Below are 15,288 nucleotides of genomic sequence, written 5' to 3' on the forward strand. Positions count from 1 at the left end.
CGGTTCGCGTCGTATTCGGGCCAGTCCGTTAATCTGGCCCACTTCATTGACGCGCTCTTAGCGCCCCGGCCCTCCTGCCCTTATCCCAAGGGCAAAAGCCGAACCCCCGGAGGTCTTTCCTCGCGGGGCTATAGGTGTTGGGTGTCATTCAAAGAAACGATGTCATCCCGGACGGCGCAGCCGATCCGGGACCTCCTGCCGCAAAGTCCCATGGGGTCCCCGCTCTCCACTGCGTTCCGGCGGGGATGACATCGTGGGGGTGGGGAGAGTTTTTATCTAGAAGCGTTTTGGTGCCCCTACCCGCGCCCGAGGGCCAAGTCGCTCACATAGGGGTTGGTTTTGCGTTCCCAGCCGAAATTGCTGATCTCGCCATGGCCCGGCACGAAATGGACATCATCGCCAAAAGGCCAGAGTTTGCCGGTGATGGAGGCAACCAGATCGTCGAAATTGCCTCTTGGGAAGTCGGTGCGGCCGATGGAGCCCTTGAACAGCAGGTCGCCGACAAAGGCGAGCTTGGCGTCCTTATTGATGATCGCGACATGGCCGGGCGTGTGGCCGGGGCAATGGACGACATCAAATTGATGCCCCGCAAGCTCTAGCTTGTCGCCATCTTTCAAATAGCGGGTCGGGACGCAATTCTCATAGCCAGAGGTCTGCCCATATTTGGCCCATTGCGCCACGATATCATCCAAGAGCCATTGGTCGTCCTCATGCGGGCCAATGATGTCGACGCCCAAGGTGCGCGACAATTCCTGCGCACCACCGGCATGGTCTAAATGGCCATGGGTCAACCAGATCGCGACCACCTTTACCCCCAAATGCTTCACCGCCCCCAACAAGCGCGGCACCTCGCCACCTGGATCGACAAACACCGCCTCTTTCGTGGCCTGCGACCACAGAAGCGTTGTGTTCTGCTGAAACGGCGTGACAGGGATGATGGAGGCTTGCAGGTCAGATGGATTGGGCATGGTGGGGTTTATGAAAGAAGCGAGGGCGGGTGGCAAGCAGGAAGGGCGATATCAGCGTGGAAATCGGGAGTTGAGCAGAGATGATTCATGCCTTAGGATAATGCCTCTGCATGGGCTTATCGGAAGTCAAAATGGGGGAGGACTGGCTGTGATCCACACGTGGTTTGCCAAAGCTGGATTAGCACTTCTGCTCCTCGCCTTGACCACAACACAGGGCCAAGCCCAATCCTTAGATTCCGCTGATATTGATGCTTTTCAAGTCGCAGACCAAGTGGGCACGCGTGACTCCTACCAAGCCTATCTGAATAGATTTCCAAACGGCATATTCCGTGTCGTCGCACAAGAACGAGTGCGGCCACCGCTTCTAACAGACCTCCTGCCGCGACTAAGCCCTAGAAGTCAGTGGCCAAGGCCATCGCAAAAAGTATGGGAGGAGGCGTGGAACCGCGTGAGGGCGAGCGATACTGAAGCAGGCTATCTTGAATATTTAAGCATTCAAACACCGAACAATTTTAAGAGGCCCGGGGAAGACGTCGCGCTCGCAAGATATGAAGAGCTAACCCAGCTTCATGCTGCCAGTGTTCCAGCGACCGTTTCTTGCTCCATAAAGGAGGCAGACCCGAAAGTCGCTATTCCTGTCAAAATCGAAAGTTCATTCCCCCAAAAGGCCATCGACAGGGGGGAGTCAGCGATCATTCGCGGCTATCATGTCGTTTCGCCCAATGGTCTTCCCTTGGCCTATGTAACCTTATTCTCCACGAGTCCACTCTATCTCGACTGGAACAGAAATCTTGCGATGCAGATGGGCTTTTACCCGGCGCGGCGCAACTGCGTGAATGTAGCCGCGCGCCATATGTTCGAACCCCGATATCGTCTTTTGTTCGGCGACTGGGATTATGGTGACGAGGGGAAAATCAAAGATAGCCGACCAACACGAGAGAAATCGATTGGCCTACTTGCGATCGATGGCGGGGCTTATGAAATCAATTTACCGGCCGACAAGGCCCTTATTGCCGACTTACCGCCCGTGCCCAAGGACCGCAACCAAATCTGGAGGTTCCAAATATGGTCGAATATACCTATCTTTGTCAATGTGTTAGATGGTGCTGGACAACCCCAAAATCTATTGGTCGAAGGCTTGATCCTGGTTCCGTCCGGTTGTCAAAGTTTTAGGCTTCGCTTTAGCGCGCCGGATAATCCTGCACCCTATGCGGAATCGTACAAAAAAATGACATGGAATGGGCAACCGCTGTCTGGCAAGTTTAAGATTGCCTTGAGTCTTGCCTACGATGGCCCTGCAATCCCAAGGGTTACAGGTCCACCGCCAAACTGCAGCACAAAGAAGCCATCCTAACGCGCTGAAGCCAGCCCACGCCTCACAACTTCGCCTGCAGGCCATTGGCCCAAGCGGTGATGTCGCCCGCGCCGAGGCAGACGAAGATGTCGCCAGCGCTGCATTCGGCCTTAAGGAGGGCGGGAAGATCGTCGGGGGAAGCGAGTTTCAAGGCGCGCTTATGGCCATGATCGCGGGTGGCGCGCACCAAGGCATCAGCATCCACCCCCTCAATCGGGGCCTCGCCCGCGGTATAGACGTCGGCGATGGCAACAACGTCAGCATCGTTGAAACAGCGGGCAAAATCTTCAAACAAGGCTTGCAAACGGCTAAAGCGGTGCGGCTGGACCACGGCGACAACTTTGCCAGTCGTGACTTGGCGGGCGGCTTTGAGGACGGCCGCAATCTCGACCGGATGGTGGCCATAATCATCGATAATGCGCACACCCTGCCACTCACCCACTTTGGTGAAGCGGCGCTTGACGCCTTCAAATTGATGCAAGCCTTTGGCGATCTGGGCATCGCTTGCGCCCAATTCCCGCGCCACACTGATCGCGGCCAAAGCATTGGTGACATTGTGGAGGCCGGGCATCGGCAAGTGTAGGCCATCGATCTGGTGGGCTGGGCTGCCGCGCTTGGCGGCAAAAGCGACACTAAAGCGGGAGCCGTCTGGGTCGGCTTCTAAGTTCAGAGCCCGCACATCGGCCTGCGGGTTAAAGCCATAGGTCACGACGCGCCGATCGGTGGCCCGCGCCACAAGGCCTTGCACGCCTGGATGGTCGATACACATGACGGCAAAACCATAAAATGGCACAGACGCCACAAAGGTCTCAAAGGCTGCCTCCATCGCCTCGGCCGTGCCATAAAAGTCCAGATGCTCGGGGTCCATATTGGTGACAATGGCGATGGTGGGGCGCAATTTGGTGAAGGTGCCGTCGCTCTCATCGGCTTCAACCACCATCCAATCGCCCGAGCCCACGCGCGCATTGGTGCCATAGGCATTGATGATGCCGCCATTAATCACGGTGGGGTCCTTATCTGCCGCATCGAGAAGGGTGGCGACCATGCTGGTTGTGGTGGTCTTGCCGTGGGTACCGCCAACCGCAATCGTCCAGCCCAAGCGCATAAGTTCAGCAAGCATCTCTGCGCGGCGCACCACGGGGATGCCGAGATCGCGGGCAGCCACAACTTCCACATTATCAGGCTTTACCGCTGAAGAGATCAGCACAATCCCGGCCTCGGCCACATGCGCCCCTTCATGGCCGACAAAGACTTTGATACCTGCCTTGCGCAAGCGGTCGAGATTGGCGCTGTCCTTAGCGTCCGAGCCCTGAACCTTATGGCCCCAATGGGCAAGCACTTCAGCAATCCCACTCATCCCAATCCCGCCAATGCCGACAATATGAATGGCGCCGATATCAAGAGGGATGGAATTGGTTCGCATGGCTTAGGACTTTCAGTCAAATCAGAGGGGGTACTTGGGGTTAGGCAGCTTTTTCAGGCACCATTGTGATCGCACGATAGACCAGATCGGCCAAGGCTTCTGCCGCATCGGGTTTGCCGACGCCTCGGGCGGCTTTGGCGCGCTTTTGCAACTCATCAGGAGCGGTCAGGCGGTTTTCGAGCAATTGGGCCAAGGCATCGACGGTGAATTCCGACTCCTTGATGACATCGGCTGCACCCACACTCGCCAAGGCTTCGGCATTGTAGGTCTGATGGTCATTGGTTGCCCCGGGCAGCGGGACCAAAATGGCAGGTCGACCGACGACCGCCGTCTCTGAAATGGTTGAGGCCCCTGCCCGGCCGATCACCAAATGACATTTGGCCAGACGGTCAGCCATATCTTTGAAGAAGGGCCAAACCTCACACTGAACGCCAGCCTCGGTATAGGTGTCGCGGGCAAAGTCGCATTGCTCTTCACGTACTTGGTGGGAGACGAACAAGCGGGCGCGCAAATGCTCTGGCAAGGACGCAATGGCTTGCGGCACAATGCTGCCCAAAACGCGCGCGCCTTGGCTGCCGCCCGTCACCAGAATGCGCAAATTGCCGCTGGAGAGATCGGGATAGCCGTCCAGACGCGCATCGACGATCGGCTGGCGCACGGGATTACCCACAACGGCGTGTTTGTCGGGATGCTCCAACCCGTCCAATTGGGCAAAGCCAGAAGCAATCGAGACAGCCTTGCCTTGGAACAATCGATTGACGCGGCCTAGGACGGCATTTTGCTCATGCACGATAACAGGCACTTTGCCGCTGGAAAACAGGACTGGAAAGGTTGGATAGCCGCCAAAACCCACAATGGCGGAGGGGTCGTGACTCTTGATAAAGGGGCCAACAAGGTTGAGGCTTTTCATCACGGCAAAGCCTGCATCAATCTTGCCCTTAATCCCGCCTTCATCGGCATTGGTCACCGGCAAGATCAAAACTTCTTCGGCGGGAAAGCCTTCGGTATAGCGCTTGCCCCGTGGGTCGGTCACCAAAGCGACGCGGCCACCTCGGGCGACAATTGCATCAGCAAAAGCGCGGGCAGGAAACATATGACCGCCCGTGCCACCGGCAGCAATAATAATTAGAGGACCCATGCGTGTACTCAATCCTTGGAAAGGTAATTAGCCCGTTCTTTAGGGCGCTTTGAGTACAGATTGAAGCGATTTGGGCGGTGAGTGACTGCTGAATAAGGTGGGTCCTGCGTGCCTACCAGCCGACCCAACCCGTTGCCTTGCCATTGCGCAAATCTTGTCCGGGTCGCTTGCGGGTCAAGGCGAGCGCCAGACCAATGGTAACGGCAGAGCCCAGAATGGACGAGCCGCCATAGGAAATGAAGGGCAAAGTCATGCCCTTGGCCGGCATCAGATTGAGGTTCACCGCCAGATTGATCGCAGCCTGATAGCCGATCAAGGCGAACAGGCCTGTTGCGGCCAATTGTGGGAAATTCTCGCTTTGGCGATTGGCAATCAGAAGGCCGCGGACCACCAGTGAGCAGAACAGAACCACAAGACCCACACTGGCGATCAGCCCAAACTCTTCAGCCGCGACCGAATAGATAAAGTCGGTATGGGCGTCAGGCAGGAAGTGTTTGATTTCGCCTTCACCAGGCCCTCGCCCCAAAAAGTCGCCGGCAGCAATGGCATCAAGGGCGCGGTCAGTTTGATAGGTTTCGCCCGCTTCCGGGTTCAAAAAGCCCTGAACGCGCTTTTGCACATGTTCAAAGGCAAAGTATAAAACCCCGCCGCCAACCACTGCTGCACTGGCAAAAGCGGCAATCCAAACCCACGACATGCCAGAGATCAAAAATACTGTCAGAAAAGCCATGGTCAAAAGACCAGTCTGGCCAATGTCGGGCTGGGCAATCAACAGCGCCACCGGCAGCACATAGAGCGCCATGCCAATGCGCGCTGCGGGGAAGGAAGGGTTCTCCATCCGCTTGGAGAACAACCACGCTGCCAAGACAATCAAGGACGGTTTGAGGATCTCTGAAGGCTGGAACGAGAAGCCGCCAATGCGCAGCCAACGTTGCGCCCCTTTGGCCTCATGCCCAAACATCAGAATATAAATCATCAAGGCAATGGCCAGCAGATAGAAGAGCCCAGCAGCCCGTCGCGCGCCGGTGGGACTTAAGAAAGACAAAGCCACCACAACGCATGCGCCAATGGTCACAAACATGGCTTGGCGCAACACAAAGAAATACTCATTATTGAAGCCAAGCCGACCGGTTGCAGCGCCGGAGGAGGCAAAACTAAACACCAGCCCCATCGTCATCAACACGGCCGCGATCAAGACAACCGGGCGATCAATGGTGCGCCACCAGTCCGAGATAAAGGAAAATTCAGCGCGTGGCAGTCTGACAGAAGCGAGCATCGCCATTGGGTGGCTCCAAAAAGGACGTGGTCGCGCTAAGCCGTTTCAGCGGCAGGCAGCGCTTGCGCCGATAGGCCATCATCAGGGTTAATGAGTCCTTTCACACAGGCTGTAAAATGCCGCCCACGTGCTTCAAAATCTGGAAATTGATCGAAACTGGCGCAGGCCGGTGACAGCACGATGATTTCTTCACTCATCGTCTCTTGCGCATCGGCATAAGCACGCGCGGTTGCTACTTCGATTGTGCCGCATCGCTCAAACTCGATATGGCCTTCCAACGTCTTGGCAAAGGCCTCACTAGCCTCGCCAATCAGATAAGCCTTGGTGACATGGTCAAACAAAGAGGCAAGACTGTCGATCCCACCCACCTTGGCTTGTCCGCCGACGATCCAGCGCAGCTTAGGAAAGGCAGCTAAGGCCTGTGCGGCGGCATCCGCATTGGTGGCTTTAGAGTCATTATAAAAGCGGATCGGGCCGATTTGACCAATTTCCTGCAGGCGGTGTTCAAGGCCCGGAAAGCTGATCAGTGCCTTGGTGATCGCTTGCGCGCTGAGGCCCAAGGCGCGCGCTGCGGCATAGGCTGCTGCGGCATTTTGAGCATTATGAGAACCGGGAAGCGCATGGGCATGAGCGAGGTCGACCACCATTTGGCTGCGACCATCCAAGTTATCCCACAGCATCGAACCCAAAGCGCAAACGCCTTTGCCGAGGGCTTGGCAGGCAGAAACCGGCACGACAACGCGTTGGGCACCCGCGTTCATACGCGTGCACAAAGCCATGCCCCAATCATCATCGACGCCAACAATCGCCCAATCGCTTGCCACCTGATTGTTGAAAATGCGCCGTTTGGCGGCGGCATAGCGTTCCATCGTGCCATGGCGCTCAAGATGGTCGGGCGTCAGATTGAGGTGGACGGCTGCCTTGGCACGCAGGCTTTCGACCAGATCAAGCTGATAAGAGGAAAGCTCCAGCACATAAATGGCTTCTGGGCGAGGTGGATCTAGCGCGAGCACGCCGGTACCAATATTGCCGCCCATCCGGACATCTTTGCCATTGGATGACAAGATATGGGCGATCAAAGCCGTGGTGGTAGATTTGCCATTCGTGCCTGTTATGGCGACAACCATCGGGCGTTGGCTTTCAGGAATAGCATTAAGCTCACGCGCAAAAAGTTCCACGTCCCCAATCACAGGCACTTTGGCTTCATTGGCTTTGGTTACGGTCCAATGCTGCTTTGGGCCATAAATCGGCACACCTGGGCTCATGACCAGCGCGGCTATATCGGCAAAATCCGTGGTTGACAGATCAATGGGTATCAAGCCTTGCGCACTAGCTGCTGCCCGGCCCGCCTCGCCATCGTCCCAAGCCAAAACCTGCGCGCCACCAGCCTTCAAAGCCAAGGCTGCCGCAATCCCTGTGCGAGCCAAGCCGAAGACGGCAACTTTTTGGCCTTTGAACGTGGTGACAGGGAACATGGGCTTCGGTCCTTAAGTTCTAACGCAGCTTCAATGTGGTCAGACCGATCAAGGCCAAGATGGTGGCGATGATCCAGAACCGGATCACCACAGTAGGCTCACTCCAACCCAATTTCTCAAAATGGTGGTGGATGGGCGCCATACGGAAGACCCGTTTGCCGGTTAGCTTAAAGCTGGTGACTTGTACGATGACTGAGACCAATTCTAAGACGAACAGGCCGCCAACAATGGCGAGGACAAACTCATGCTTAGTCGCAACCGCGGTGATGCCCAATAGGCCGCCAAGCGCCAATGAACCCGTGTCGCCCATAAAGATTTGGGCAGGCGGCGCATTCCACCACAGAAAGCCTAGGCCCGCGCCCAAGACCGCACCAAGGATAATGGCAATCTCGCCCACACCTTGGACAAAATGAAGCTGGAGATAGTCCGCGAAGACAAAATTGCCGACGAGGTAAACGATGAGTCCAAAGGTAGCCGAGGCAATCATGACAGGCATAATGGCTAAGCCATCAAGGCCGTCGGTCATGTTAACGGCATTGCCGAAACCAACCACTACAATCATGCCAAAAATCAGCGTGAACCAGCCCAAGTTCAAGAGCAAATCCTTGAAGAAGGGAAAGGCAATCGAGGTCCCAAAGCCCGGGGGCGCATTATCTCCGGCGTTTTGCAGCTGGGCGACAAAATAGACCGCAATGAAGGCGATCACAAACTCCCCCGCCAATCGGAACAGCGAGGAAACACCATCGGTTTTTTGCTTGGCGACTTTGGCATAATCATCCAAAAAGCCTATAAATCCATAGCCGCCAGTGACGCCTAAAACGATCCAGACATAGGGGTTCTTTAGGTCAGCCCACAGAAGCGCTCCAACAAAAATGGAGAGCAAGATCATCGCCCCACCCATAGTTGGGGTTCCGGCTTTCTTAAAGTGCGTCTCAGGCCCTTCGGTCCGGATCGGCTGGCCCTTGCCCTGCTTAACCCGCAACCAGCCAATCATCGGCTTGCCAAACACAAACATGATGAGGGCCGCCGTCACCACAGCACCTGCCGTACGGAAAGTTAGATAGGTGAAGATGTTAAAGTGGGGGTGCAGCAATTCGTACAGCATCAGCTCTCTCCAGCGGGGGCTTCAAGTGCTTGCAGCGCACGCACAACTTCGGCCATCTTCGACCCATTTGATCCTTTGACCATCACAACATCCCCCGCTTGGACCGCTTGGGCGAGCACAGGGGCAAGCTCTGCAGCGGTGGCGGCATAGGCCCCGCGCTGTGCTTCTGGCAGGGCATCCCATAAGTGCCTCATGCGCGGACCCGCGCAAAAGACGAGGTCAATTCCAGCGCGGATAACGTCTTCAGCAATCTCGGCATGATAGGCGTTTTCGCGAACGCCCAATTCCAACATGTCGCCCAAAGCTGCAATCCGGCGCAGGCCGGCGCGGCTAGAAAGCGTAGAAATGGCTTCAGCCATCGAAGCAGGATTGGCATTATAGGCTTCATCCACCAGCACGAAGAAGCCGCCCGAAGCGAGCTGGATTGGCCGAGACACGCCGCGACCATCAATCGCGCCAAATTGCGACAGGGCCGCCGCTGCGGCTTGCCCGTCGCCACCGGCTAGCACCGCCAATGTCAAAGCACACAAGCCATTATGCACCCAATGCGCACCCGGCTCTTGAATGATCCAGCTCAATTGCTGCCCCAAGATGTCTGCGGTCACGCGGCGGCCCTGCTCCATCTCGTCAATCGATACAATATGGGCATCAAAGCCGGCCTGCATGCCAAACGTCAAAATGGAGATACCATCGCGGTCGCGCGCACGGGCGGCCAGCCGGGCGGCGTGGCGATTCTCGCCGGGGATCAGGGCTGTCCCACCCGCATCAAGGCCTAAGAAGATTTCTGCTTTGGCATCGGCAATGCCGGTCTCATCGGCAAAATGCTCGATATGCACGGGTGCGACCATGGTGATGGCAGCAATATGGGGTCTGACTTGTGGCGACAGGCGCGAGATTTCCCCGCCATGGTTCATGCCGATCTCAAACACGCCAAAGCGGGCGTCCCCCGGCATCCGGGCCAAAGTCAAGGGCACGCCCCAGTGGTTATTGTAGGATTTAACCGATCGGTGGGTTTTAGCGGTAGCCGACAATGCCATCGCCGTCATTTCCTTGACCGTCGTTTTACCAACGGAACCGGTGATGGCGACGCGGGTTGCAATCACATTACGGCGGCGGGCTTGGGTGCCAAGGTTCTCAAGCGCCAACAGCGTGTCGGGCACTATCAACAAGGGCGCACCGGCATCCGCACAAGTCGGATCAACGACCATGGCAGCAGCAGCACCAGCTGCCAGCGCATTGCGCACAAAGCTATGGCCATCGCGTTCGGCTTTGAGGGCCACAAACAAATCGCCCGGCTCTACCGCACGGCTATCAATCGAAATGCCATTGACGGCCCATTGGCCTTGCGCCTTACCCGATACCGCCAAGGCGGCAGCCGCCGAAGTCCAGAGGGGATCAGTCAAGAGTACCTCCCCGCGCCAAAAGTGCCGAGGCGGCAGCTTCTTGATCTGAGAATGGCAGAACTTGGCCCATGACCAATTGCCCGGTTTCATGACCTTTGCCGGCGATCAACAAACAATCGCCTTTCTTGAGCAGGCCGACGGCATGGGCAATCGCCTCGCCCCGGTCACCAATCTCCAGCGCATCGGGGCAACCGACCATGACTTCTTTGCGGATTTGAGCCGCATCTTCAGTACGGGGATTATCGTCTGTGACGATCACGACGTCGGCGAATTTGGCCGCTAAGCCGCCCATCAATGGCCGCTTGCCCTTATCGCGATCCCCGCCGCAGCCAAAAACCAGCACAACGCGACCTGGCGCATGCGGACGGGCGGCGCGCAACAGGACATCGAGGCCGTCTGGCGTATGGGCGTAATCGACAAACACATGGGCCCCGTCTTCGGTACTGCCAATATGCTCCATCCGACCTTTGACCGTTTTAAGGCCAGCTAGACCCTCAAACACTTTCGTCGGATCTTCGCCCAGGGATAGAGCAAAGCCCGCTGCCATGACGGCATTCAGCGCCTGAAACTCGCCAATCAGCGGAATTTCGACAGGATAGGTCTTGTTTGCAAAGCGCAAATCTACGCGTTGGCTGGCAGGCTTGGGCCAAAGCTCTTCAATCTTGAGGAAATCTCCGCGCCACCCGACGAGCTTCAGATCCAAGGATTTGGCTTTCGCGGCCTCTTCAAAGGCTGGTGCTTCAGCTGCATCGGCATTGACAATGGCGGGCTGGCCTGCGCTCAACAGATCGTTGAACAGCCGCAGCTTTGCTTGGCGATACTCCGCCATGGTGCCGTGATAGTCCAGATGGTCTTGGGTCAAATTGGAAAAACCGGCTGCCGCCAAGCGCACACCATGCATGCGGCGCTGGTCCAAGGCATGCGAGGAACTTTCCATCGCAATATGGGTGATGCCATCATCTGCTAGGCTTTGAAGCGTGGCATGCAGGGCGATCGGGTCGGGGGTTGTAAAGCCCAAATCAATCCGGCCCTTTGGACCAATGGCGCCTAAAGTGCCGACACTGGCTGCTGCCCGGCCCGCATGGGTCCAAATCTGACGCAAGAAATCAACCGTTGAGCTCTTGCCATTGGTGCCCGTAATCGCAACCACACAGCCTGGCTGGCGGGGATAAAAGCGCGAGGCCACCGTGGAAAGGGCAGCCCGCGCGTGGGGCACTTCAATCACAGGCACGCCACACTCGGCCAATCCAGGCTCTGCCAGAATGGCAACAGCACCCGCGGCAACCGCTTGAGACACGAAGGCGCGGCCATCGCTTTGGATACCGGTTAGGGCGGCGAATAAGTCCCCTGGCTTGGTCTTGCGACTGTCGGATGAAAGGCCAGTAATGGTGAGGTTTGCAGCTGGATGTCCCGACTCAAGGTCGAGGAGATCGGCGAGTTTCATGGCTCCCCCTGCGTCGCTTTCTGCGACGGATTGGTCTTTGGTGGTGGCGCTGACACTTGGGTCGGCGCGCGCGGCGGCTCCATCTGAGCTAACGCGCGCGTTGGCGCAATCCCCAGAAGCGGTGCAGAGCGTGCAACAATTCGCGAGACAGAGGGTGCAGCCGCATAAGCCGCTGTGGCAACACCGCCAGATTGCGCATTGCCCTTTGGCTCATCCAATAAGAAAACAATGGCGTAACGCGGGTCTGAGGCCGGGAAGACACCCGCAAAGCTCGACACCCGACGGTTTGAGTCATAGCCGTTCGGCCCTGCTTTCTCTGCCGTCCCGGTTTTGCCGGCAACCTCATAACCTAGGGCATCGGCATTCTTGCCTGTGCCATTGGTCACCACTTCCCGCATCAGTTTCACGACGGTCTTAGACGTGGCAGGCGTGAGCACCGCGCGACTGGAAACCGGCACGGCTGGGTCGCGCGCAATAAAGGTCGGGCGGATATAATGGCCGCCATTGGAGACAGCCGCATAGCCGCCTGCCACCGCCATCGGCGAAACAGCAATGCCATGACCGAAGGAAGCGGTTGCGGCTGTAATTTCACTCCACCTTTTCGGTAAAAGCGGCCGCGCATTTTCAAAAAGTTCGCCACCCGCGGCTTCCATCAGCCCGAGACGCGAGAAAAACTCCCGCACGCGCGGTGCACCAACAGAGCGCGCGATGCGAACCGTTCCGATGTTAGAAGAATGCGCCAAAATCTCAGACACAGAGACAATCTTATTCATCGCGTGAAAGTCTGAAATCATTTCAGAGCCGATCCGCATTGGGGCGCGGGCGTCAAACACCGATTCTGGCGTAATAATATTGTCTTCAAGGCCAATAGCGACGGTGAAGACTTTAAAGGTCGAGCCCATTTCAAAGCGCGAATTGGTCACCCGATTATTCTGTTGATTGGGCGTATTCGCCTCGGGCCGGTTTGGGTCCATGAAGGGCCAAGAGGCCGAGGCAATCACCTCACCTGTTCTGGCATCCAACATCACCGCAGCCCCGCCATCGGCGCGGAAAGCGGTAGCCGCCTCGCCCAATTCGCGCTCAAGAATGTATTGAATGCGCATATCGAGCGAAAGACGAACCGGTTCTGTGCCCGCCCCGGTAGTAAGGCGGTCATTGAGGGCTCGTTCAATGCCATTAATCCCCGAACCATCAGGGTGCATGGAGCCAATCACATGGCCTGCCAAATGGCCCATGGGATAAATGCGCTCGGACTCTTCGATAAATTCCAAACCAGGCTGAGCCAATTCCCACACGGCTTGCTTCTGTTTGGGCGTTAGACGGCGCTTGATCCAGACAAAGCGCGAGCGGCTGGAAAGCTTTTCAACCAATTCCGCTTCATCCATTTCTGGGAAGACTTTGCGTAAGGCGCGCGCGGCCTCCACTGGATCCCAAACTCGTTTAGGGTCGGCATAAAGGGAATGGGCAACCAGCGAAGTTGCCAGCAATTGACCATTTCTGTCGACAATATCGGCGCGTTTTGAAGGCGGGGCGACAGCGGCACGTGCAGCGGTAGCAGCCTCATCGACGGGGCGGAATAGACCGATTTGGACAGCCCGCAGGCTCAACAAGCCAAAACCTGCACAAAAGGCTACAGCCAAAGCGATGGTCCGCCCGCGCATGGTCCCGATGCCGCCTTGATCCCGTGGGGCGGGGCGGGGCCAATCGAAGCTGGGCTCTGGGCGGCGCGGGTCGCTCATCGGCCAACCACCGTAGCAACTGGGGCAGGTTTTGCAGCAAGGGCCTTAGACGCGTCGGCGCCAGAGTCTGCTGGTTTTTCTACGACGGCGGCGGGTGCATTTGGCTTTCCGCCAGAGTCCGGGGTTGGGGCTGGCGAGGCTGTGCGCAAAGGCGCTATTTGATCCATCTCGTTTAAGGTTGCGATACGATCTGCCGTCAACGGCACAAGGCCTAGATGCCGTTTAGCGGCAGCCTCCAAACGATCTGGGCGCTCAACCCAGGTCAGCTCCGCTTCCAATGTTCGCACAGCGCGGCGTTCATTATCGACTTCTTCTTGCAGGGCGATAACTTTTTCGCGCACGGCTTGGGCCTCTGCTTTCGCCCAATAAAGGGCAAAGGCCAAAGCCACGAGGCCGACAAATCCAAACAGATGGGTTCGGGTCAGTGTCATGCGGCCCTCTTAATCTGATCAAGGGTTGGAACACCGCTAAGGCCGGTAACCCGCCCAGCCCGTGCGGGCGCACTTGTCCGGATGGCCGCCCGCAATTTGGCAGAGCGCGCGCGTGAGTTGCTTGCCACTTCCGCCTCAGTTGCACTTAAGGGCTTGCGATTAATCAGCGTGAAACTTGCCGCTGGACCCGCTTGAGCTGGCGCATGGCGAGAGCCTGCTGCCTCCTTGCTGCGATCATTGAAAAAGGTTTTGACGGCGCGATCTTCTAGTGAATGGAAGGTTACCACCACCAATCGACCCCCGGGCGGCAGGACTGCCTCTGCCGCAACCAGAGCCCTTTCCAACTCACCAATCTCATCATTGACATAGATGCGCAGCGCTTGGAAGACGCGGGTGGCGGGATGAATATGGTCTTGGTGCTTGCGACCGATCACGCGCGAGACGACGCCCGCCAGTTCCGATGTTCGCAGATAGGGCGTGGCAACCCGGTCTGTCACAATGGCGCGTGCAATTCGGCGCGCTTCACGCTCTTCGCCATAGACATGAAATAAGGTGCTGAGCTCTGCCTCGCTCAAATGCGCGACGACATCGGCGGCACTGGGGCCATCCTTGCCCATGCGCATGTCGAGTGGGCCATCCTGCATGAAGGAAAAGCCCCGCTCTGGCTGGTCGATCTGAAAGGATGAGACGCCAATATCCAGCACAATTGCATCAATCGGGGCTTGCAGCTCGTCCAGTTTGGAAAACTGCGTCTCGATTATGGTGAAGCGACCGGGCATTTCCTGCTCAAGCGCTTTCCCTCGCACCACGGCGTCGGGATCGCGATCAAGGCCAATGACCTGACAGGGAGCCGCTGCAAGAATGGCGCGTGTATATCCGCCACCGCCAAAGGTCCCATCCACAATCACCTGACCCGCTTGTGGGGCGAGGGTTTCCAGCACTTCAGCTAACATGACGGGGAGATGGCCGCTCATTGCCCATCCCCTTCCCGCACCTTGCGCCGGGCCATGGCAAAAATCTTGGCTTTGGTCGCCGCCGTCCGATCCCGCGCAGCTTGCGCCATGCGCCCAGCTACTTCAGGGCTTGCAATACGGAAGTAAGGTCCAAGACCGATGAAACTAATGCGCTCACCGAGGCCCGCATGAGACACAAAGGCTTCCGGCAGAACGATCCGGCCAGCCCCATCCAAAGCCAACTTCCGAGAGCCACCCAAAATCGCCAAGGTGGCAGCCTCAGCAGCTTCTGGATCATCTTGCGCCAAATCTTCAGCTGATTGCGACAGCGCCGCTATAAACCGGTCATCGGCACCTTCCAGCCAGTCGCCATCACCGGGCCATACGCGCACATGGTCCTGCGCATCACCTTCAGCTTTCAACCCGGCGCGGAAGTCAGCCGGCAGGGTCACCCGCCGCTTGTCATCCAATCCCGCGTCATAGGTCGAAACAAAACGCATAGAGCCCCCAATGCAATCAGCAAATGGGATAACATGGGATTTGGCCCCATTCAATGGGATTATGTGGATTCAACGCTAC

The 15,288-nt window shown here is 57.3% G+C and carries 13 protein-coding genes; 1 reads left to right on the forward strand and 12 read right to left on the reverse strand.

Features of this window, described 5'->3' with window-relative positions; translation table 11 throughout:
• Nucleotides 1–296: 296 nt before the first annotated feature.
• Entirely contained in the window at nucleotides 297–968 is a 672-nt protein-coding gene (locus tag IOB61_RS04235) for an MBL fold metallo-hydrolase (protein WP_290812689.1), read from the reverse strand.
• Nucleotides 969–1,038: 70 nt separating this feature from the next.
• On the opposite strand from IOB61_RS04235, the gene IOB61_RS04240 reads away from it, so the two are divergent.
• Nucleotides 1,039–2,322, forward strand: a complete 1,284-nt coding sequence (locus IOB61_RS04240; protein WP_290812692.1) for a hypothetical protein — start codon at nucleotides 1,039–1,041, stop codon at nucleotides 2,320–2,322.
• Between the two features lie 22 nt (nucleotides 2,323–2,344).
• On the opposite strand, the gene murC is transcribed toward IOB61_RS04240, so the two are convergent.
• The 11 genes from murC to IOB61_RS04295 all read right to left on the reverse strand — a co-directional run bounded on the left by murC (nucleotide 2,345) and on the right by IOB61_RS04295 (nucleotide 15,209).
• Entirely contained in the window at nucleotides 2,345–3,745 is a 1,401-nt protein-coding gene (gene murC, locus IOB61_RS04245) for a UDP-N-acetylmuramate--L-alanine ligase (protein ID WP_290812695.1), read from the reverse strand.
• Nucleotides 3,746–3,785: 40 nt separating this feature from the next.
• Nucleotides 3,786–4,883 carry a glycosyltransferase gene (locus IOB61_RS04250; protein ID WP_290812698.1) on the reverse strand — a complete coding sequence of 366 codons (1,098 nt, stop codon included), beginning with the start codon at nucleotides 4,881–4,883 and terminating at the stop codon, nucleotides 3,786–3,788.
• Between the two features lie 112 nt (nucleotides 4,884–4,995).
• On the reverse strand, nucleotides 4,996–6,165 hold the full coding sequence (locus IOB61_RS04255; protein WP_290812701.1) for an FtsW/RodA/SpoVE family cell cycle protein: 1,170 nt from the start codon (nucleotides 6,163–6,165) through the stop codon (nucleotides 4,996–4,998).
• Between the two features lie 29 nt (nucleotides 6,166–6,194).
• The gene (gene murD, locus IOB61_RS04260; RefSeq protein ID WP_290812703.1) at nucleotides 6,195–7,634 is read right to left on the reverse strand and encodes a UDP-N-acetylmuramoyl-L-alanine--D-glutamate ligase; all 1,440 of its coding nucleotides are present in this window, start codon (nucleotides 7,632–7,634) and stop codon (nucleotides 6,195–6,197) included.
• Between the two features lie 19 nt (nucleotides 7,635–7,653).
• The gene (mraY, locus tag IOB61_RS04265; RefSeq protein ID WP_290812706.1) at nucleotides 7,654–8,739 is read right to left on the reverse strand and encodes a phospho-N-acetylmuramoyl-pentapeptide-transferase; all 1,086 of its coding nucleotides are present in this window, start codon (nucleotides 8,737–8,739) and stop codon (nucleotides 7,654–7,656) included.
• Complete coding sequence (gene murF, locus IOB61_RS04270) at nucleotides 8,739–10,142, reverse strand: UDP-N-acetylmuramoyl-tripeptide--D-alanyl-D-alanine ligase (RefSeq protein ID WP_290812709.1); 1,404 nt, start codon at nucleotides 10,140–10,142, stop codon at nucleotides 8,739–8,741. Before murF ends, mraY begins: the two co-directional genes overlap by 1 nt.
• Complete coding sequence (locus IOB61_RS04275; protein WP_290812712.1) at nucleotides 10,135–11,586, reverse strand: UDP-N-acetylmuramoyl-L-alanyl-D-glutamate--2,6-diaminopimelate ligase; 1,452 nt, start codon at nucleotides 11,584–11,586, stop codon at nucleotides 10,135–10,137. Before IOB61_RS04275 ends, murF begins: the two co-directional genes overlap by 8 nt.
• Nucleotides 11,583–13,325: a penicillin-binding protein 2 gene (locus IOB61_RS04280; protein WP_290812715.1), complete on the reverse strand. Its 1,743-nt coding sequence runs from the start codon at nucleotides 13,323–13,325 to the stop codon at nucleotides 11,583–11,585. Before IOB61_RS04280 ends, IOB61_RS04275 begins: the two co-directional genes overlap by 4 nt.
• Nucleotides 13,322–13,756: a hypothetical protein gene (locus IOB61_RS04285; protein WP_290812718.1), complete on the reverse strand. Its 435-nt coding sequence runs from the start codon at nucleotides 13,754–13,756 to the stop codon at nucleotides 13,322–13,324. Before IOB61_RS04285 ends, IOB61_RS04280 begins: the two co-directional genes overlap by 4 nt.
• A complete protein-coding gene (rsmH, locus tag IOB61_RS04290) occupies nucleotides 13,753–14,730 on the reverse strand; it encodes a 16S rRNA (cytosine(1402)-N(4))-methyltransferase RsmH (RefSeq protein ID WP_290812721.1) in 978 nt (325 codons plus the stop codon). The genes IOB61_RS04285 and rsmH overlap by 4 nt, the downstream gene beginning before the upstream one ends.
• Nucleotides 14,727–15,209, reverse strand: a complete 483-nt coding sequence (locus tag IOB61_RS04295) for a hypothetical protein (RefSeq protein ID WP_290812724.1) — start codon at nucleotides 15,207–15,209, stop codon at nucleotides 14,727–14,729. Before IOB61_RS04295 ends, rsmH begins: the two co-directional genes overlap by 4 nt.
• Nucleotides 15,210–15,288: the final 79 nt, after the last annotated feature.

Source organism: Aquidulcibacter sp. (assembly GCF_020253525.1).
Lineage (GTDB): Bacteria > Pseudomonadota > Alphaproteobacteria > Caulobacterales > Aquidulcibacteraceae > Aquidulcibacter.

Bases quoted from the DNA above. Each gene is read 5' to 3' on its own strand.
- IOB61_RS04280 (WP_290812715.1), bottom strand. From the start codon at position 13,325: ATGAGCGACCCGCGCCGCCCAGAGCCCAGCTTCGATTGGCCCCGCCCC.
- murD (WP_290812703.1), bottom strand. From the start codon at position 7,634: ATGTTCCCTGTCACCACGTTCAAAGGCCAAAAAGTTGCCGTCTTCGGC.
- mraY (WP_290812706.1), bottom strand. From the start codon at position 8,739: ATGCTGTACGAATTGCTGCACCCCCACTTTAACATCTTCACCTATCTA.
- IOB61_RS04235 (WP_290812689.1), bottom strand. From the start codon at position 968: ATGCCCAATCCATCTGACCTGCAAGCCTCCATCATCCCTGTCACGCCG.
- IOB61_RS04295 (WP_290812724.1), bottom strand. From the start codon at position 15,209: ATGCGTTTTGTTTCGACCTATGACGCGGGATTGGATGACAAGCGGCGG.
- IOB61_RS04275 (WP_290812712.1), bottom strand. From the start codon at position 11,586: ATGAAACTCGCCGATCTCCTCGACCTTGAGTCGGGACATCCAGCTGCA.
- murC (WP_290812695.1), bottom strand. From the start codon at position 3,745: ATGCGAACCAATTCCATCCCTCTTGATATCGGCGCCATTCATATTGTC.
- IOB61_RS04285 (WP_290812718.1), bottom strand. From the start codon at position 13,756: ATGACACTGACCCGAACCCATCTGTTTGGATTTGTCGGCCTCGTGGCT.
- IOB61_RS04255 (WP_290812701.1), bottom strand. From the start codon at position 6,165: ATGGCGATGCTCGCTTCTGTCAGACTGCCACGCGCTGAATTTTCCTTT.
- IOB61_RS04250 (WP_290812698.1), bottom strand. From the start codon at position 4,883: ATGGGTCCTCTAATTATTATTGCTGCCGGTGGCACGGGCGGTCATATG.
- rsmH (WP_290812721.1), bottom strand. From the start codon at position 14,730: ATGAGCGGCCATCTCCCCGTCATGTTAGCTGAAGTGCTGGAAACCCTC.